Below are 19308 nucleotides of genomic sequence, written 5' to 3'. Positions count from 1 at the left end.
CCTTCCTTCCAATTATTTAAATTAGTACAAGGTTATTTTCTTGTATTGCTAGATTCAGAAAGTACAGTATTAATTGCTGATTCGTTGATTACTTGCATCCCTCCACTGTCAGTTTCTATTTCAACGATATTTTCATCATTTAATACCACTCCACCTTGCTCATCTAGCTTAGGTTTAAACAGCGGTGTCGTAATTACATTGGTTAGAATGGCAGCAACTTGGTAGCCGTTACCAATAAGGCGAATTATTTCATCTTCAAACCTAGATGTATCAGTTTGTGATGAAACTAGCTGATTAAAGGCTTTCAGATTTTCAAAATATTCTTTGAATATCGCATACAGACGCTCTGTTTCAGTATAGATTTTATCGACGTATGACTTGGTTTTACTCAGTTGCTTTGCACCTTTTTCCATTTTAACCACAGCTTCATTAACTTCTCTTTGGGTTTTTCTTGCATCACTTAGAGCTTCCTCTGCGTGGGAGGCAAAAGCCCAACCCGCAATGGCCAAAATTGGCGCTGCAACTACACCACCGAGCACCATTGCACCTCCAGCCATTCCAAACCCGCCAGTAGCAAGGGAACCGCCACCAATTGCTGCCATCGTGGCATTATAGGCTGCTGCACCTGATAACGCCGCGATTGGAGTGCCTGTTGAAGCGGCGGCGACTGCCATAACGCCACCATATACGGCATATGCTGCCGCTGCACCTGCCGCACTAGCACCTGCAATCTTGCCCATGTAGGCGGTAGTCGACAATGCGAGGCCATCGATTTCATCGAGTTTATGCTGCGGAAAGTCGACATTAAGGTCTTTGGAGCTTGTTTGGTTCAGCTTCTCTAAGAGCTTTTCTGCAATTATTCTGAATTCCTTAAAGTCATTACCAATCTTTAGCTGAAGCTCTCCAAGCTTAGTTAAGCTTTGGTTTGTCCACTCATTCTGTTTATCAAAAACTAATTTATGGTTATCATAATTTTTTTTAGAATCCTCAATAATTTCGTTTGCTTCAGATTTATCTTGGTAGCCATCATAGCCCTTTTTGGCACCGTAACCTGCCGCTGCTATTGCTGCACCCGCTAAAATAAATGGTAGGGGCATGTTTATTCCTCCAAAAAATTCTGTGCTTCTGTCACAAGGGCCAATTGGCGCTGAACCCATCCCTTCATTTCCTCAATACGTGATAAATCGACGCCGATTGTTTCCGATATGTGTTTGATAAAATCATTTTCACTCTCCTTAAGAACCTGATCAGCATAGCCCACGCCAACAAGCTCAAGCAGGAAGGCCATTTTCTCAGAATGCTTCGAAAACAGCGACGATAGTTCAACCAAGTCGTAGCTTTTATCTAAATTAGCATTGTCGCTGCATTGAGATACAATAGTTTCCAATAGTAAGTTTTCACGCTCATCAATGTGACCATCTACTGCAATGAGCTGTTTAGAGAAGTGATACAACGCTGATTGTTGATCAAGGTTAAGATAGTGAATAAACATTATTATTTCCTTTATTTATTAGTTTAATATTAAGCGCAACACTGCATCATAGGGTAAAAAAGGTGTCAGCAGCCCTATGGCTTTACCAGCCAAAGTGAAGCTAAGCAATATGTGCTCAAATTAGCCCCCTATTCATCAAGCAACTCCTCTAGTTTTTTTCAGGTTAATGATAAACTCTTTCTGGCTTTTAAGCATATTGTTCATCCTTCAATGGTTATTGTGATTTCTAATTTAAATCAGGCTCACTGACATACTCCTAAATGAGGAGTTTTGCAGTGAGCGATCTTTCATAAGGACTTTCTGAAGCCCTGTCGCAATATCATAAATTTCATGGCTTCAACTGCCCGCGCACTTCCGGCAATCACCCTTTCATCGGCTCTGCCGCTTTATGCTGCAATTCACTATTCCCACATTCAGGGCAAGCGCTGACGTAGTCTCTACCCAGTTGGATGACATCGCTGGCAGGGGCAAAGGTTTTCGACCAGCCGCATTTTTTACAGATGAGTTCATAAGGCTGGGGTTTGATCATGCTGATCTCCCGAGTGAGTGGCGTAGTAGCTGTTGAGGTTGTTCAAGGTAGCCTTGATTTCCTCAACCCACACTTGAGGCTCTCGCACTCGAATCTTGTCGTTCAGCCCATAGATCCACCAGAGGGTTTCTTTGTCCTGCAGTACGGTGGCTTCCAGGCGTTCCCAGTCGCTGCCTGGGATGGGGGTAAGGCTTTGTTCTTCACTCAAGGGCGTTTCCTTGAGTATCCAGGCCAGTTGGGGGTGGATATCAGCGACCAGGCGTGTGGTGCCTTCTGCAGTTTTCCAGCTTAAAGCGCCGCTTTGGATGTAGGCATCCAGGTCAAAATCCGGGTGGGCATTACTGGCTGCATCCAGGGGTGTGGCTTTTTCGATCCGATGAACAGCAAAATGGCGCAGGTTGTCGTAACCATCCACCTGGGCAATCAGGTAGCTGAGGGCATAGCGTGAAACCAGCCCAACAGGATGCAGGGTGAAGTTTTTAGCTTCTTGTTTTTTGCGGCTGAGGTAGGTGACATCCAATTGCTTCTGGTGCAACAGGGCTTCACTGACACTGGCCCAGACATCACTATGCAATGGGGCCGGAATCAGTGCCTTGCCGTTGGGCAGTGCGCGAACTCGTTTTGCCCAGCCTGCCAGCTGATTGTGTTCAAGGCTGTTAAGATGCTGGCGGGCGGCCTGGAACTGGGGCTTGAGTTGATCGGCCACACTGGCGGGCAAGAGGCTGCGCAGCTGTTCTTCCGCCAGGCACAGGGTCAAAGCTGCGGGGGTATCCAGTGCCGGAAGGTTGATCTGGGCGTCTGCCAGAAAGCTCCAGCGAAAAGGGCGTACCGATTCATCACAAGCCAGGGGGAAGTGCGAAGACAGTCTGCCCTTGAGGTCACGCTGCAGCGAACGCAGGTCAATGTGAAAACCACGGTCTGCCAGCTTTTCCTGCAGGGTCGGTGTGGCAATGCGTCCTGGGTGGCGGGGGATCAACTGCAGGGTTGTCAGTAACCTGAGCAGGGTGTCCTTGCTTTCCGACATTCCTTAATCTCCTTGTCTGAGTGCTTGGGATACCTTAGCGAATTTAATGACTCAAATAAACATCTAAAACGACATTTCCAGTCACTTGTTTTTGATTAAGGAAACCCTATACTGCGCATGCGTCAAACAGTGTCGCTTTATTGGATTCAAGGCTAAAGATTAGATACAAAGTCTGTCCGGCTTCAGGCAGGATATAAGAGTCAGTTAGTTTTGATCACTGGTTCCAATTGAAAAGGGTCACACTCTTAATGTCGTTTTTTCTGCAAGGCATGGCTCTGGGCTTCTTTATGATCAGCCCGGTGATGCTGTTTCTGGGGATATATAATCCCGACTGGGTTTTGCCCAGGCATAAACGCCCCGGTCGATTCCGAGTGATCGGCACCTATGCTTTTGCTCTGCCTGCCTTTAGTTTTTTTCTGGGTGTCAGTACCTTTTGGGGTGGCTTTGGCCCTACTTTAATGGGCTGGTTGACTGGGGTGATTGCCCCCAGCCTGATTAAAGTCTTAATTGATGCCGGTCATGAAGAAGAGGTCAAGGACAAGCACCGCAAGGCTGAAAAGGAACGCCAGCAGCAAAAAAGACAAGCAACCATGCGGGAGGCACAGGAATCCAATACTCTTGAGCTGAATGCCAAAAATCTTTCTCGTGGCGATGATCCCCTGCTGCATCGTCTGGCTGGACTCAAGGAGGCCTTGCACGCCTACCCGACACTATTGGAAGACTCTTTTTTCCTTCAACAGCCGGATCGCTTTTACAGCCGCTACCTGCATCTGAAAAAATTGCTGGATCAGCGTTTCCAGCCGGATGAAATCACTGCCCGACGTCTTCGTCAGCTTACGGGCCGTCTGCTGCAATATGCCATTGATCGCTTTGAAGCCATGGAGCCTCTGCTGGGCAGCCTGCAAGGGCTGGATCAGGAGTATGTGCAGCGTCGCCTCAAAGGTGTGCGCCACCAGGCCGAAAAGCAAGCCTTGCTCGACCGTCAGCAGCTGATTGACAACCTGGAAGCCCGTCTGCTGGACCTGACGGCTGAGAACGAAATGGCCTTGACAACTCTGGATACGACTCTGACCTCTTTGGCGAGTATCAACACGGAAAAACAAGGCGGAACCGAAGCCGCAAAAGCCGCTCTGAAGGAGCTGAAACGCTTCAGTGAGCAGTTAAATGAATACGATCGCTCGGTTATGAGCTGAATACACAAGAGGAACCCCGATGCTTGCTTTGCCATCCCCCGAAGCCATTAACCGGCAGATCAACGAAGAACTGGAAGCTGCACCCCAGATGGAAACGGCGGATACAGCGCCGGATCTCTGGCTGGAACAACTGCTGAAAGAAAACCCGCAAGCCCAGCGTGAGGCGATTGATCAGCTTGGCTTGCCCCTGCAACAGCAGGCACGACAACAAAGTGAACTGCTGCAAGCCCCTTTACCTGAGCTGGCTGCAGCCGCACGAGACGGTGGCCCGGTGGCTCGGCTTCTGGAGCAATTACAGCACAAGATGCAGGCACTGAACCCCCAGCAAAAACAGTTGGAAGCACAGGGTTTTCAAGCCCTGCTGACCCGCTTGCCGGGAATGCCAACCCCCTTGCAGCGTTACTTTCGCCAGTTTGAAACAGCCCAGGACGCTTTAAACCAGATTCTTGAAGCCCTGGAAGCAGGCAAGGAACGCCTTAAGCGCGACAACCTGACCCTGGCCAAAGACCAGAAAGCCCTGAAAGAAACCCTGGCTGCCCTGCATCAACAAATTCACTTTACCCGTGAGCTGGATCGGCATCTGGAAGACCGCACCCTGACCAGCCGGGATTCCGAACAACAAAGCTGGCTGGAAAATGAACTGCTCTTCCCCCTGCGCCAGAGAACGCTGGACCTGCAGCAGCAACTCAGCGTCTGCCAGCAGGGCGTCATTGCTCAGGAAATCATTATCCGCAATAACCGCGAGTTGATCCGGGGCGTGGATCGGGCATTGAATGTAACGCTCAGTGCCTTGCAGGTCGCGGTCACGGTGGCTCTGGCCCTGGGCAACCAGAAGCTGGTACTGAACCAGATTGCCGCGCTCAACAACACCACCAATCAGCTTCTAGCCGGAACCGCCCAACAACTGCGTCAGCAAGGCGTGGAAATTCAGCGGCAGGCCAGTAGCTCTCTGATTGATCTGGACACCCTGGAACAAGCCTTTACCGACATGCTCAGCGCCGTGGACGAGCTGAATGCCTATCGCCAGGAAGCTCTGCCACTACTGAATGAACAGATTGACCGCCTGGCAGCCTTGAATTCAAAAGCCGAGGCTACCGCTTCCAAATATTAAACAGCTGACCCAGCAGAGTTTTAGGCCTTTTCGATTTTTCCAAATTAAATGCCAAATGGGGACTGCCGCATTCAGGGCAGTTCCTGGGCATAAGAATATCGTCACTTGTTGGAACGTACTTCCTGGTCCAGCCACAACTGGCACAACGAAGGCGGTAAGGGATAAAGGGAAACGGCATGGCTCTATCCTTCTGGTTTGTTAATACATGATCTCGGTAAGCTGCAAAACTCAGGCTGATCTGACTGAAGGCAGGCATAGCTAAACTTAATACCTGGGCAACGGTTTTTACTTCTTATTTATAGGTGGCTTTGGCCAGTGAAGGTGTGCAGCTAACTGGCTCAGCCAGTCTTCTGCTTCACGCTGGAATTCGATAATGGTCTCTTCCGTGCCACAGGCTGGGCAGGGTTGAGCCGGGCACTCAGTTTCTGCTGCATCCTGATCCCACGCTGGCTGAAGCTTTAGAGACCAGTCGCATTGTGTGCACTTAACAGTGAGTAAATCCAGATTCCGCGGCATGCTCTATCTCCTTTTAGGTCTTCCTTTTACTTTACCCCCGCCAAGCGTCAATATGCGTCGCTTAGAATGGTAATGGAATAGGGTGCCGCGTTCACTCTTTAGCAACCTGCCAATCTAAGCTATCAAGGTAGTCTCCCAGCCTTCCCCATGCAGATGTTTTCTCATCAATGTACTCATGCTTCAGATAATGTCTACGAACTTTCGAGCCAGCCAGAACATGGTTCTGACATCGGTCAATCACATCCAGGCTGACGCCTAGCTTTTGCATGATAGTGGCCCCAGTGCGACGAAGGTCATGAGGTGTCCATGCGCCATTCTTTCCATTTGCAAGCACCAGGGAGTTGTCATTGCGCCTGCCCTTGAGAACCTTCCTATCCTTAAACATAATTTGGCGGTCTCCAACTTGCTTGCTAATGGACTTGGGGCAGACATGGCTATCTTCTTTATTTTTGGCCGGGAAGCACCAGCGACCACCACCAGTCATAGCTTTCAGCTTCTTAAACTGCTGAGAAGCAAAATCCGATAGAAAAACATGATGGTCTTGTTTTTTCCCCCTTCGCCCCTTTGTGTTCGAAGCAGGAATTAACCAGTATTGCTTGTCTAGATCTACATGGCTCCATTCAGCAGACAGCAGCTCACCAATCCTGCACAGGGTGCTCAAGCAGATCCAGATGGCTAGCTGGGCTTCTTTAATTACAGGTTGTGATACTTCATATTTTTTACCAGCTGGTTGGTTCTGATAGTCGTTCTCCAACTGCTGAAATCTGTGTGCTAACTCGATGATTTCTTCATCCGAAAGGGTGCGATCTCGCTCTTCCTCGTAATCCATATCCAGAAGCTTTTCAATGTCCACCAGGTCAGCAGGATTACCTTCGACCATCAGGCTTCTCCATGGCTGCCGTTTCTCACCCCAGCGAAGCATCTGGCCAATATCATTGTTGAGAATGACAGCCAGCCGATTAACCCCCCTTTCACGCACCTTTCTCAGCACAGCCAAAATATCTTGGTGTGTCAGTTCTCGCAGAGGTTTGTTTCCTATGGCCGAGAGTACATCTTTATTGAAACTTCTCCTTAACTCAGCATTACCATCCTGTCTGGCCACACCATCTCTTAGCCACTCTTCAAAGAGATCAGAAATGGTGAGGTTTTCTTTTGTCTCTTCCTTTTCTTTTGCCAGGGTTGCTTCAATGGCAGCCTTGGCCTCAACTTTTTCTGCTCTTCTTGCTTTGGCTGGATCTAACCCCTTGCTAACCGACACTCGCAAGGTGTCGCGTTCAGCTCTTATTTCTGCAAGTGATCGTTTTGGCCAACTCCCCAGTCGGTGATCATGCTTTCGACCATCAAGTTTGAACTCATATCGAAACAGGACAGTGATACCTCTCTTGCCAACCCTGACCTTTCCAACAAGGCCTCCGTCCTCGCGTAGCACATCCCCATCGTTCTTGTCGCTGAGTGCTTCAAGCCTTTTGGCAGTAATTTTACCCATTCGCGCTGATCCTTTATTTTTTTGCCCCACTTTTGCCCCACCGATTGGTGAAGCTTCAGGTAGATGATAATAGACATCAGTGGACAGCGCCAATAAAAATACCATTATAATTCAGTTGGTTGGAATTACTTTTTGGATCTCGGACTGTCCACACAGATCCATGGAAGGCTTCCATTTAATAGCATGGGGTGCAAGGGGTAGCTGGTTCGAATCCAGTCGCTCCGACCAAAAAAATCAAGGGTTTAGCTCAAAAGGCTAGGCCCTTTTTTTATGCCTGATGGTTTTTGCCCCACTTTTTGCTCCGCCAATTCAAAAGCAGCCAGACTAGATGACTTTGCTTGACCTATCACAGTTTCAGCCTTATGGTGCTGGCTCGATTGAATCAAATAGCGGAGAAAGTTATGGGTCTGGAACATCATGATTTGGCACACGAATTCCCTGAGTATAAAGAGCGCATTCACGACCTTAAAGTGAGTGATGCACATTTTCGCAAGCTGTTTGATGAATATGATCAAGTCACCACCCGGGTTGAGGCTCTGGAAAAACAAGAATCACCGGTTGCTGACGAGAGCATGGAAGAGCTTAAAAAAGAGCGCCTTGCACTGAAAGATGAGCTTTACAAGATGCTCAAGGGCTAGGTTTTCCCTTTCCAGCCAGCTGTTGCTGTTTGAGCTCCCTGGCTGCGAGAGCATAGCCACCATCACAGCCATCCACAAAATGAATGTGGTGGACACCTGCCTGACTCACCAGGCAGGTGAGTTGAGCCGCATCACTGACATGCAGCCCATAGTTCAATACACCAGCCTGCCGTTGATCTTCCAGCCAGACGATCAAATCATCCAAGTCTTTTTGCCGGGCAGTAAAAATACTGCGAAACATGCCATCAAATTTGCGGAAATCAGAGCTCAGGATCGCATCGGATTTATAGCGTCCCCACTCTGCCCCACCCAGACGTATTCCCAGCTTCATCAGAAGCAGTCCGACCAGATTGATCAAGCGCAACTTCCAAACTTGCCACGCAAACCCTGAACCAGCTTGCATATAACTATTCGCTCGCGCCTCGGAAGCCAGTTTGTCCCGGTCAAAGGACAGACGCATGCCTTCAATACTCAAAGGTTGCTGATGCTCGTCATTGCCCAGAAGAGCCTGCATTTTCTGCAAGAGGGCCTGATAATCTTTCAACTGCTCTTCCAGTTCTTTGGCTGTCACTTCCACCAGCAGGCTTACAGTCACCTCCAGAGGGCTGGGCACCCGCTGCCAGCGGCATTCGAAACCGGAAAAATCGGCCTCTGCATGTCCCTCGCTTTGCCGAACGTGGTAATCTGCATTCAGCTTGACCAGACGATCGGCTTCCAGCATGCCTCCCCCGGCGAAGATGGCTTGATGCAGGTCTTCTGACTTTTTAAAGCGGCATACCAGAACCTGGGCTTCTTCCCGCACCCGCCGGTAAGGCAAAAGACCGGTTCGTAAATTCAGTTGAAATTGGGTAGCGGCCATTTCCCTGCAGCCCAGTAATGCATTTCTGACTCTGGAAACACACCCTGACGGTATACAGAAGCTGGCTCCATCGCCCCCAAATACATAGGGTATGACAAGTGGTTTGACGGCATTCAAAACGGCTGCAACCGTACAGCCACCCAGCGAGTTGATCTCCTGGTAGCGCCCTTCTGCAATGGCTTGAGTTGAGCCCTCCACATCGGTAACCACCAGCCACCAGTCTTCCGGTAATTCCTGATAGTTGCGTGAGACCAAAACCTCAGCAAAATCAGTCAATGGCGGTAACTGGACAAAAAAATGATCCGAGGTTTCGAGGCTCAAAACGCTTGTGCTCCTGGCATCATCAGAAAAGGCTAGTTTTAACACCGGCCCACTGAATTTACCAGCCTAGAACATTTTGCTCTCAATACTTGGATGGGGTAATCTGAGCGGCCCATATCCTTATAAATTTCGGGTCATTATGTCAGGCACTGGCTGCTTTGTGTTTTACCGCTTCCGGCAAGCACTTGGGCTGCTGGGCTTACTGCTCATCAGTCTGGGTATTGAGGCCAAAACCTTCACGCTGGGTGTGCTATCACCCCGCCCGGTTGCCATTACCGAAGAACGCTGGCAACCCCTCGCCGATTATTTAAGCAAAGCTTTGCCAGGCCACGAAATCCAGTTGAAAGCTGCCAACTACAAAGACCTGGATGCCCTGGTCACGTCCGGAGAGCTGGATTTTGTCCTGACCAACCCCAGCCACTATATCCATATTCGTTACCATCAGGAGCTTTCCGGTGCTCTGGCCACCCTGCTGGTCGAAGATCAAGGGCACCGTCTCAGTGGCTTCGGCGGAGTGATTTTTACCCTGAAAACATCGAATGTCCAAACTCTAGCCGATCTTAAGAATCAACGTCTGGCTGCCGTTTCCAGTGACTCTCTGGGAGGTTATCAGGCCCAGGCTTTTGAGCTTATGCAGCAGGGAATCCGGCTTCCTGAAGAGGCTTCACAACTATTACTCACGGGCATGCCCCATGACCTGGCCGTAACAGCTGTACTCAAGGGGCAGGCTGATGCTGGCTTTGTGCGCACAGGAGTACTCGAAGCCTTGCAGGCTGAAGGCCGACTGGATTTGAATAAGCTGCGCATTTTAAACCCTCAGACAGACCGGGGTTTCCCGCTTCATCTTTCAACCCACCTCTACCCGGAATGGCCCTTTGTGGCCCTGGCCAAAGTGGATGATGATATCAGCCGCCGGATTGCTGCCGCCCTTTTGATGCTGAAGGCTGATAGCTCTGTTGCTCAGGCGGCACACATCCAGGGTTTTGCCATCCCGGCCGACTATGCACCGGTTGAGGATCTGGCGCGGGCATTGCGCCTGCCTCCTTACGACCAGCCTTTTCAATTAACTTTTGCGGATATCTGGGCGCAGTGGAAACACTGGGCACTGATTCTGCTCAGTTCTCTGGCCGTACTGCTTCTGGCCGGCAGCCTCTACCTGTTATACACCAACCGCAAGCTGACCCGCTCCCATGCAGAAATCAAGGCCATGGCACAAAGGGTGCATCATTTGGCTTATTACGATCCTCTGACAGGTCTGTCCAACCGTTTGTACCTGAACCAGACCCTGGATGAAATTTTTGCAACCAACCATCATGAATATAAGCATACGAGCAACCTGCTGATTTTCATCAACCTGGATCGTTTTAAAGTACTCAATCTGGCCCGTGGCAATAACTTTGGGGATCAGCTTTTAAAAGCCGTAGCTGAGCGCTTGCACCAACAAAGCGCTGCGCTGGACACCCAGAGATTTGGTTATTTTCAAACCTGGGTGGCGCGTCTGAATGCCGATGAATTTGCCGTGCTGGTTGCTTTCAATCGCAAGCTCAGCAGTGAAATGGAATGGCAGTTGGGTGAGTCCATGGCCCAGCAGCTTCAGGCGTGCTTCCAAGAACCTTTGGAGTTTGATGGCGAACAGCTCAGTCTTTCTGCACGAATGGCCAGCAGCTACTTTCCTGACAGCCCTCAGGATTCCACAGAAGCCGTCATCCGCAGGGTCAATACCGCCCTGGATCAGGCCCGGCGTGAAGGCGGTGGCCGCTTCGTGTTTTTTGAGGCCCCCATGGGTGAACAGGCCATCCAGCACTTTCAGATTGAAAAAGAGCTGCCCCACGCCATCAGAAATCAGGAGCTGTGTTTGTATCTGCAGCCACAGATGCGGGCCTCAGGGCAACTGGCTGCAGCAGAAGCCCTGGTGCGCTGGCAACACCCTGAAAAAGGCTTGTTGGCACCGGGAGCTTTTATTCCCGTGGCTGAAGAGTCCAATCTGATTGTTGATCTGGGCTGCTGGGTGGTTGCTGAGGCTTTGCGCCTGCTCAAGCTGGCTGATGAAAAGAACCTGAGCTTTGAATTGTCCATCAACATCAGTGCCCGCCATTTCCACCAGACCAACTTTGTCAGCTGGATCAAGGATCAGGTTTACGCTTCCGGTGTTAGCCCCCAACGCCTGACCCTGGAAATCACCGAAAGCCTGATTATCGACAACCTTGATGAAGTCATCAGCAAAATGCAGGAACTGCGCCAATTTGGCTTCAAATTCTCGATTGATGATTTTGGAACCGGCTATTCCTCCCTGTCTTATCTCAAACACCTGCCCATTCATGAATTGAAAATCGACAAGAGCTTTGTTCAGGATGTATCGACGGATGCTGACAGCGCCGCTCTGGTGGAAACCATTCTGGCCGTTGCTGAAAAGATGCAGCTGCAGGTGGTGGCTGAAGGCGTGGAAACCCTGGAGCAGCTGCAGTTCTTGTGCAACAGAGCCGAGATTCTCTACCAGGGCTATTATTTTTCCAAACCCCAGCCAGCGGAAGAATGGATCAACAGCCTAGCCTAGGCGCTCCACCTGGCCGCGGGTGGCCTCCCGGAGGTTGAGGTAAAGTGTTTCCAGCTTTTCGGGTTCGCCCTGCAACAGGGCATGGATTTGCTGCTGATAATCCAGCGTTAGCTCTATGTCAGTCTGTTCAACCTGATGGCGCAGCAGGGATTGAAACTCATAGTCCAGTTTCAGGCTGAGTTCCCCCTGTTGCTTCACCTCAATCAGTTCGGCCTGATTCAAAGGTTCACTGATGGCCTGGCTGTAAGCCCGAACCAGACCTCCGGCACCCAACTTGATACCGCCAAAGTAACGCACCACAGTGGCCAGAACATTATCCAGCTGCTTGTGCTGCAACACCCGAAGCATGGGCAGGGCAGCCGTCCCTGAAGGCTCACCATCATCAGACTGGCGAACCTGGCCCGCAACCAGCAGACAATAGCAGACATGCCGGGCTTCAGGGTGTGACTTGCGCAGAGCTTCCACCTTGAGCAGGCCTTCCTGCTGACTGGTTATTGCCTCGATTCGTCCCAGAAAGCGCGACTTTTTGATGATCAACTCGCTTTCCAGCGGAGCAGCCAGGGTTTTAGTCATTACAGTCCTTGGTTGCGCCTTTCATCCACAGGAATGCCGCCCACACCCCAGTTTTCCATTTCCACTTCATCAATGACCACAACCGTGGTTGAAGGGTTTTTGCCCAGAACATCCACCAGCAACTGGGTGGCACCTTCAATCAGTTGTTTTTTCTGCTCCTGAGTCACCCCTTCACGGGTTACCTTGATATTGACATAGGGCATTGTCTTGCTCCGGGTTTTGCATTGTGGGTTTAAGGGTTAAGATTGTCGCATATTTTATAATTTCCCGCCCTGGCCTGCAGAAGGAAAATCCCTTGTTAAGACACCTCTATACCGGCTCCGATCTGAGCCAGATCCAGACGCTTGATGACTTGCGGGCAAAAGCAGCCCGACGCCTGCCCAACTTCTGCATGGAGTATCTGGAAGGTGGCTCGGATGATGAAATCACTCTGGGTCGTAATCGCCGTGCTTACCAGGAAATCACTTTTCGCCCCCGTACTCTGGTGGACATCACCCAGCGCAGCCTGGAAACCGAAATTTACGGGCAAAATATCCAGCTACCCTTGGCGATTGCACCCACCGGCTTTAACGGTCTTTTGAGTCACGAAGGTGATTTGAAGCTGGCTCTGGCTGCCAAGAAAAAGGGCATTCCTTATATTCAAAGCATGGTCTCCACGGTTTCCCTGGAGCGTATTGCGGAAACCGGTGTTCGCCACTGGATGCACCTCTACCTGTTCAAAAACCGGGAAAACCTCAAGGGCATTATTGAAAGAGCCAAAAACGCCCAGTGTGAAGCCCTGGTGCTCACCACAGACACCTCCATCATCGGCAACCGGGCCTGGGACAAGCGCAATTACCGTGCGCCCATGAAACTCAATACCCGCAACCTGCTGCATCTGGCCACCCGGCCCGCCTGGGTGTGGGATATCCTGGTGCCCGGCGGAATGCCCAAATTCTGCAATCTGGGGGATTTTCTGCCTCCGGAAAAAGCCAGCGCCAAAAATGCAGCCAGTTTCCTAACCCAGGAAATGGACCCTTCCCTGAATTGGGAGGACATTCGCTGGTTGAGAGAAGTCTGGCCGGGGAAACTGCTTCTGAAAGGCATTTTGGCGAGCGAAGATGCCCTGCAAGCCAAAGCTCTGGGCGTGGATGGTCTGATTATCTCCAACCACGGTGGACGCCAGCTGGACTCAGCTCCCAGCCCTCTGGATGTGCTTCCGGAAATCCGTCAGGCCGTGGGCCAGAATTATCTGCTCGCGGTGGATGGCGGCCTGCATCGGGGTAGCGATATCATCAAGGCAATCTGTCTGGGAGCGGATCTGGTGACCAGTGGCCGGGCCAGCCTTTACGGTCTCGCCGCAGCGGGCCAGGCCGGGGCGGAAAAAGCTCTGGACCTTCTGCAGACGGAAGCGGATCGCACTCTGGCCTTGTTGGGTTGTACCCAGGTGAGTCAGTTGGGCAGGGATTATCTTTTGCAAAAAAACTGAGTCAAAAAACCCGATAACCCAACCGCCGAAACATCTGGGTGAGCTTTTCCAGGGGAAGACCCACGACATTGGTGTAGCTGCCTTCTATACGCTCCACCAAGGCCGCTCCTCGCCCCTGGATGGCATAACCACCGGCCTTGTCATCCGGTTCACCTGTGGCCACATAGGCGCCAATTTCTTGGTCATCCAGGTTGCGAAAGACCACCTGGGTCGTCACCACCGCAGTCAGCCAGGTGTCTCCCTGAACCAGAGCCATGCCGGTCTTCACTTCATGGGAGCGCCCAGACAGGCTTTTCAGCAAATTGACGGCAGCCTCGGGATTTTCCGGTTTACCCAGCGGATGGCCATCCAAAACCACTTCGGTATCGGCTGCCAACACCGGAAAATCCGCTTTTTCCGGGGCAAGCTCACAGACGACCCGATGGGCCTTGGCCAGTGCCAGGCGCTGCACCAGTTCTTCACCGTTTTCTTGATGAATTCGGCTTTCATCAAGGTTGGCTGGCTGAATACTCAGTTGCAGGGAGGGTTGCAATTGCTGGAGAAGCTCACGGCGCCGCGGCGAAGCCGAAGCCAGGACCAGATGCTTCAGGAGCGGAAGGCGGTGCTGGACTTCACTCACCGGAAACCCTGCCTTCACGACGGGGATCTGCGCCTCCCAGAATACCCTGGGGGGTCACCAGCAAGGCCTGGATGCCGCTGGTCAGATCTTTCTCGACAACTTCCTGGCCCCTGGCTTCCAGACTCAGAACCAGATAGGATTCAAAGCGACCTTTTTCCAGCAGAGTGGTGGAGTTGAAGTTGGCCAGATTGGGCAATTCCACGGCCTCCTGTGGCGATAACTGCCACTGCAACATGCCCAGCAGGGTTTTAGCCGTATAATGAATGATGGCTGCACCGCCAGGAGACCCCAGGCTGGCAATCAGCTCTTCTGATTCGGGGTTGAACACCAGGGTGGGACTCATGCTGGAACGCGGCCTTTTACCGGGTTCAACCCGGTTGGCAATCGGGTGGCCCTCATCATCTTCGGGCAGAAAAGAAAAGTCCGTAAGCTGGTTATTGAGTAAATAACCCCCCGGCAGACCGGTACCACCATCAACCAGAATACGACTGCCAAAAGCCTGCTCAACAGAACTGGTCATGGCAACACCCCGCCCCTGGCTGTCAATAATACTGATATGACTGGTTCCGTGTTCAGGCTGGTTGGGTTGGGGTGCCAAACCTGTTTCCAGGCTGCCCGGATGACCGGCATCCACACGCCCCAGAGTCACCGGAGTGATTTGTTTCGCCCTCTCCTGCAAATACTCAGGCTGCAAAAGACTCAGCCAGTCATCGCCGGGTGGCTCCACAAAATCAGGATCGGCAACATACTGGGCCCGATCGGCAAAAGCCAGGCGTGAGGCTTCAATGTACCAATGCAGGCCGGAAGGGGAATAGAAGTTGTCCCGGCTGGCTGTGTCTTCCTTGTTGAGGATTTCCAGAATACCCAGAATCTGCATCACAGCCAACTGCCCCGAGGAGGGCGGTGGGAAACCACAAACCAGATGTTTCAGCCAACTGGCACATAGGGCTTCTCTGGCGACAGGCCGGTAATTACGCAGATCATCCTGAGTCATACTGCTGGGTTTGATCTTTGTATTCTGAACCGCTTCCAGCAGATTGTCAGCGACAGCACCCTGGTAAAAAAATGCACTGCCCTGCTCTGCCAACCCACGATAGACTTGCGCCAAGGCCGGATTGGTCAACTTCGTGCCGGTTGCCAAAGGCTGACCTTCCTGGGTGTAATAAAACGCCTTACTGGCCGGGTTCTCCGGCAGCAAGGAATCCGCAGCCAGCATCTGGTGCAGTCTGGGGCTGACCTCAAAACCTTCCTCTGCAAGCTGGATGGCAGGCTCAAAAAGAACCGCCCAAGGCAATTCACCTTGTTCCTCATGCGCCGCTTCCAGCATGGCCAGAAGCCCTGGAACACCCACAGCAGAACCTGTGGCCACGGCATCATTAAAAGGCAGCGGCTGCCCTTCTGCATCCAGAAACAGCTCAGGTGTCGCACCCTGAGGCGCAGTTTCACGACCATCCCAGGCCACCAGATGCTCACCATCCCAGCTTAATAGAAAACCACCCCCACCGATGCCACTGGACTGAGGCTCAACCAGACCCAGAACCAGCTGCACGGCAATCGCTGCATCCACAGCACTGCCACCCTGCTGCAGAATCTGCTTGCCGGCCTCAGCAGCCAGCGGATTGGCCGCAGCAACGGCAAAGTTTTCATGCACCGTGCCTTCACGCTTTTGCAAACCAGTGGCCATTTCCGGCTGTTGCAGCTCAACAGGATCGACCCGCACAGTCTCTTCACTGACACCCGCACATCCGGCCAGCAAAGCAGCAAAAGCCAACAACAGCGGTGATTTTCTATTGATCATTTAATGATCCAGTTACTCTGGCATTTCCAGGGGTTCGGGGGACACAATAATCCCATTATTATCAGCATAGACATAATCACCGCTGACAAAAGTCACACCACCGAAGGAAACCGGCACCTGGTATTCGCCCACGCCTTTTTTCTCGGATTTTTTCGGATGAGTACCCAGAGCCTGAACACCGATATCCAGTTCATTGATGATGTCCACATCGCGGATACAGCCGTACATGATCACGCCTTCCCAGCCGTTTTTAACTGCTTTTTCGGCAAGCATGTCACCCAGCATGGCACAGCGGAAAGAGCCACCGGCATCCACCACCATAACCTTGCCTTTACCGGGCTTATCGACTTCTTCCTTGACCAGTGAGTTATCTTCAAAGCACTTGATGGTGACAATTTCGCCACCAAAAGAATCACGACCGCCCAGATTGGTGAACATAGGTTCCACAACGTCGATCAAATCTGGATAGGCGTCACAGAGATCAGGGGTTACATAGTGCATGGTTGCTCCTTACTATCACTTATTTTGAATTGGTAGCTGATCTGGCTGGATGCCGGAGTTGCTTGTCAGGCTGTCTGCAACAGGAAGTTGCAGCCAGAGCTTACAGGGATGTATTCACGCGTCCTGACAACAAGCTCCGGCATCTAGTCTAGTTTCTTTCGTTAGTTTTCCGGCGTTTCATTCGCCAGACTAAACCAGGTATCCAGTACGGCATCCGGGTTGAGGGAAACCGAATCTATGCCCTGCTCCATCAGCCAGCGTGCCAGATCCGGGTGATCCGAAGGCCCCTGACCGCAGATACCCACGTATTTGCCCTGTTTCTTGCAGGCAACAATCGCCATGGACAAAAGCTTTTTAACAGCCGGGTTACGCTCATCAAAGAGGTGAGCCACGATACCGGAGTCACGATCCAGACCCAAGGTGAGCTGGGTCAGGTCATTGGAACCAATGGAGAAGCCATCAAAGTATTCCAGAAATTCTTCAGCCAGCAGGGCATTGGCGGGCAGTTCGCACATCATGATCAGTTTCAGGCCGTTTTCGCCGCGCACCAGACCATTGGCAGCCAGCAAGTCGGAAACCCCCTTGGCTTCGCCGGGTGTACGCACGAAGGGCACCATGATCTCGACATTATTCAGGCCCATGACATCGCGCACTTTTTTCAAGGCACGACATTCCAGTTCAAAACAATCCTGAAACTTCTCGGAAATATAGCGTGAAGCCCCGCGGAAACCCAACATGGGGTTTTCTTCGGCGGGTTCATATTGCTTGCCACCGATGAGGTTTTCATATTCATTGGATTTGAAATCAGAAAGCCGCACGATCACGCGTTTGGGCCAGAAGGCAGCCGCCAGGCTGGCAATCCCTTCCACCAGTTTTTCCACATAAAATTCAACGGGGTCACTGTAACCCACGGTGCGGCTGCGAATGCTTTTTTGTAAATCGGCGGGCAGGGTATCAAATTCCAGCAGAGCCTTGGGGTGCACACCGATCATACGATTGATGATGAACTCCAGGCGAGCCAGGCCAACCCCTTCATTGGGCAGGGCCGCAAAGCCAAACGCCCGATCCGGGTTGCCGACATTCATCATGATTTTAAAAGGCAGATCCGGCATGGCATCCACACTGTTGGTCAACAGCTCATAATCCAGGATGCCTGCATAAATAAAACCGGTATCGCCTTCCGCACAGGAAACCGTGACTTCAGCACCATCCTGCAATTCTTCAGTGGCATCCCCACAGCCCACTACTGCGGCAATTCCCAGTTCACGGGCAATGATGGCAGCATGGCAGGTACGCCCACCGCGGTTGGTGACAATGGCCGAAGCCTTCTTCATCACCGGTTCCCAATCGGGATCGGTCATGTCGGTGACCAGAATGTCACCGGCTTCAACCTTGTCCATTTGATGCGGGCCTTCCACAATCCGCACCTTACCAGCACCGATACGCTGGCCAATCGCCCGGCCTTCAATCAGGACTTCACCCTGCTCCTTGAGCAGGAAACGCTCCATGACATTGTTGCCATCACGACTTTTCACGGTTTCCGGGCGGGCCTGAACAATATACAGCTGACCGTCATCACCATCCTTGGCCCATTCAATATCCATCGGGCGCTGGTAATGCTTTTCGATAATCATCGCCTGACGGGCCAGGTTCATGATTTCCTCATCCTGAAGCGAAAAACGCTGGCGATCCGCCAAATCCACTTCCACGGTTTTCACCGATTTACCCGTGGAGGCTTCTTCGCCATAAACCATCTTGATCAGCTTGCTGCCCAGGTTGCGGCGCAGGATAGCAGGGCGACCGGCTTCCAGCGTGGGTTTGTGAACGTAAAACTCATCGGGGTTGACCGAACCCTGCACCACGGTTTCACCCAGACCATAAGCGCTGGTGACAAAAACCGCATCACGAAAGCCGGATTCAGTATCCAGAGTGAACATCACCCCGGCTGCGCCAGTCTCCGAGCGCACCATCTTTTGGATACCGGCAGAAAGCGCCACCAAGGAATGATCAAAACCCTGATGTACCCGGTAGGAAATTGCCCGGTCGTTGAACAGGGAGGCAAACACCTCATGCACGGCCTGTTTGACCTGGGCAAAACCTTCAATATTCAAAAAGGTTTCCTGCTGACCGGCAAAAGAGGCATCGGGAAGGTCTTCTGCCGTGGCCGATGAACGCACCGCCACTTTCAGGTTGGGGTGTTGTTTTTCCAGCTGTTGGTAGGCTTCAGCAAGGGCTTTTTCAAGAGGTTCGGGGAAGGGTGTTTCTATAACCCACTGGCGAATCTGTGCACCCGTGGTGGCCAGAGCACGAACATCATCCACGTCCAGCTCGTTCAGCGCCTGATTGATGCGATCAGCCAGACCATCATGCTTCAGAAACTCACGGTAGGCCTCGGCTGTGGTGGCAAAACCACCGGGCACCTGAACACCGGCTGAAGCCAGGTTACTGATCATCTCACCCAGGGAAGCATTTTTACCGCCCACCCTTTCGACGTCATCCATACCCAGATGATCAAACCAAAGAATATGCTCGTTATTTGCACCCTCTGCAGTCTTGCTCAAGACAGGCCTCCCGTTAAACTGATTTCAGCGGATGGCTTTAACCGGACAAAGCAGGCAAAATGCCT

General features: G+C 51.7%; 16 protein-coding genes and 1 pseudogene. 5 read left to right on the top strand and 12 right to left on the bottom strand.

The window, feature by feature from the left end; all coding sequences use genetic code 11:
* Positions 1 to 32: 32 nt before the first annotated feature.
* From LG323_RS02755 to LG323_RS02740, 4 genes are all read right to left on the bottom strand, one after another.
* On the bottom strand, positions 33 to 1097 hold the full coding sequence (locus tag LG323_RS02755; RefSeq protein ID WP_404418828.1) for a hypothetical protein: 1065 nt from the start codon (positions 1095 to 1097) through the stop codon (positions 33 to 35).
* A gap of 2 nt (positions 1098 to 1099) precedes the next feature.
* Positions 1100 to 1492, bottom strand: a complete 393-nt coding sequence (locus LG323_RS02750) for a TerB family tellurite resistance protein (protein ID WP_404418826.1) — start codon at positions 1490 to 1492, stop codon at positions 1100 to 1102.
* A 361-nt stretch (positions 1493 to 1853) separates the two neighbouring features.
* Positions 1854 to 2021, bottom strand: a complete 168-nt coding sequence (locus LG323_RS02745; RefSeq protein ID WP_404418824.1) for a hypothetical protein — start codon at positions 2019 to 2021, stop codon at positions 1854 to 1856.
* Positions 1999 to 3045 carry a helix-turn-helix transcriptional regulator gene (locus LG323_RS02740; RefSeq protein WP_404418822.1) on the bottom strand — a complete coding sequence of 349 codons (1047 nt, stop codon included), beginning with the start codon at positions 3043 to 3045 and terminating at the stop codon, positions 1999 to 2001. The genes LG323_RS02745 and LG323_RS02740 overlap by 23 nt, the downstream gene beginning before the upstream one ends.
* 248 nt (positions 3046 to 3293) lie before the next feature.
* Between LG323_RS02740 and LG323_RS02735 the strand changes: the two genes are divergently transcribed.
* Both LG323_RS02735 and LG323_RS02730 read left to right on the top strand, forming a co-directional pair.
* Complete coding sequence (locus LG323_RS02735) at positions 3294 to 4238, top strand: hypothetical protein (RefSeq protein ID WP_404418820.1); 945 nt, start codon at positions 3294 to 3296, stop codon at positions 4236 to 4238.
* Positions 4239 to 4257: 19 nt separating this feature from the next.
* On the top strand, positions 4258 to 5349 hold the full coding sequence (locus LG323_RS02730) for a toxic anion resistance protein (RefSeq protein ID WP_404418818.1): 1092 nt from the start codon (positions 4258 to 4260) through the stop codon (positions 5347 to 5349).
* A 607-nt stretch (positions 5350 to 5956) separates the two neighbouring features.
* Here LG323_RS02730 and LG323_RS02725 read toward each other — a convergent pair.
* On the bottom strand, positions 5957 to 7456 hold the full coding sequence (locus LG323_RS02725; protein WP_404418816.1) for a tyrosine-type recombinase/integrase: 1500 nt from the start codon (positions 7454 to 7456) through the stop codon (positions 5957 to 5959).
* A gap of 296 nt (positions 7457 to 7752) precedes the next feature.
* On the opposite strand from LG323_RS02725, the gene LG323_RS02720 reads away from it, so the two are divergent.
* Positions 7753 to 7989, top strand: coding sequence for a YdcH family protein (locus tag LG323_RS02720; protein ID WP_404418814.1), 237 nt, complete (start codon positions 7753 to 7755; stop codon positions 7987 to 7989).
* On the opposite strand, the gene LG323_RS02715 is transcribed toward LG323_RS02720, so the two are convergent.
* Positions 7979 to 9169, bottom strand: coding sequence for a DUF3095 domain-containing protein (locus tag LG323_RS02715; protein WP_404418812.1), 1191 nt, complete (start codon positions 9167 to 9169; stop codon positions 7979 to 7981). The genes LG323_RS02720 and LG323_RS02715 overlap by 11 nt on opposite strands.
* 139 nt (positions 9170 to 9308) lie before the next feature.
* Here LG323_RS02715 and LG323_RS02710 point away from each other — a divergent pair, with 139 nt between their 5' ends.
* Positions 9309 to 11723, top strand: a complete 2415-nt coding sequence (locus LG323_RS02710) for an EAL domain-containing protein (protein ID WP_404418810.1) — start codon at positions 9309 to 9311, stop codon at positions 11721 to 11723.
* Here the strand turns inward: LG323_RS02710 and LG323_RS02705 are convergent.
* Positions 11715 to 12296 (bottom strand): IMPACT family protein, encoded by a 582-nt coding sequence (locus LG323_RS02705; RefSeq protein ID WP_404418809.1) that lies wholly within the window; start codon positions 12294 to 12296, stop codon positions 11715 to 11717. The genes LG323_RS02710 and LG323_RS02705 overlap by 9 nt on opposite strands.
* Positions 12296 to 12502: pseudogene (locus tag LG323_RS02700) on the bottom strand (4-oxalocrotonate tautomerase family protein); the annotation flags it as partial. The pseudogene LG323_RS02700 and the gene LG323_RS02705, both read right to left, overlap by 1 nt.
* 89 nt (positions 12503 to 12591) lie before the next feature.
* Here LG323_RS02700 and LG323_RS02695 point away from each other — a divergent pair.
* Positions 12592 to 13764, top strand: coding sequence for an alpha-hydroxy acid oxidase (locus LG323_RS02695; RefSeq protein WP_310696276.1), 1173 nt, complete (start codon positions 12592 to 12594; stop codon positions 13762 to 13764).
* A gap of 1 nt (position 13765) precedes the next feature.
* Here LG323_RS02695 and LG323_RS02690 read toward each other — a convergent pair whose 3' ends face one another.
* The 4 genes from LG323_RS02690 to ppsA all read right to left on the bottom strand — a co-directional run bounded on the left by LG323_RS02690 (position 13766) and on the right by ppsA (position 19243).
* A complete protein-coding gene (locus LG323_RS02690; RefSeq protein WP_404418807.1) occupies positions 13766 to 14383 on the bottom strand; it encodes a Maf family protein in 618 nt (205 codons plus the stop codon).
* Complete coding sequence (ggt, locus tag LG323_RS02685; RefSeq protein ID WP_404418805.1) at positions 14376 to 16181, bottom strand: gamma-glutamyltransferase; 1806 nt, start codon at positions 16179 to 16181, stop codon at positions 14376 to 14378. Before ggt ends, LG323_RS02690 begins: the two co-directional genes overlap by 8 nt.
* A gap of 12 nt (positions 16182 to 16193) precedes the next feature.
* Positions 16194 to 16682, bottom strand: a complete 489-nt coding sequence (rraA, locus tag LG323_RS02680; protein ID WP_404418804.1) for a ribonuclease E activity regulator RraA — start codon at positions 16680 to 16682, stop codon at positions 16194 to 16196.
* 161 nt (positions 16683 to 16843) lie between these two features.
* Positions 16844 to 19243 carry a phosphoenolpyruvate synthase gene (gene ppsA, locus LG323_RS02675; RefSeq protein ID WP_404418803.1) on the bottom strand — a complete coding sequence of 800 codons (2400 nt, stop codon included), beginning with the start codon at positions 19241 to 19243 and terminating at the stop codon, positions 16844 to 16846.
* Positions 19244 to 19308: the final 65 nt, after the last annotated feature.

The sequence above is a fragment of the Marinospirillum sp. genome, assembly GCF_044810985.1.
Lineage (GTDB): Bacteria > Pseudomonadota > Gammaproteobacteria > Pseudomonadales > Halomonadaceae > Marinospirillum.
This window is presented reverse-complemented; position numbering and strand designations above follow the sequence as displayed.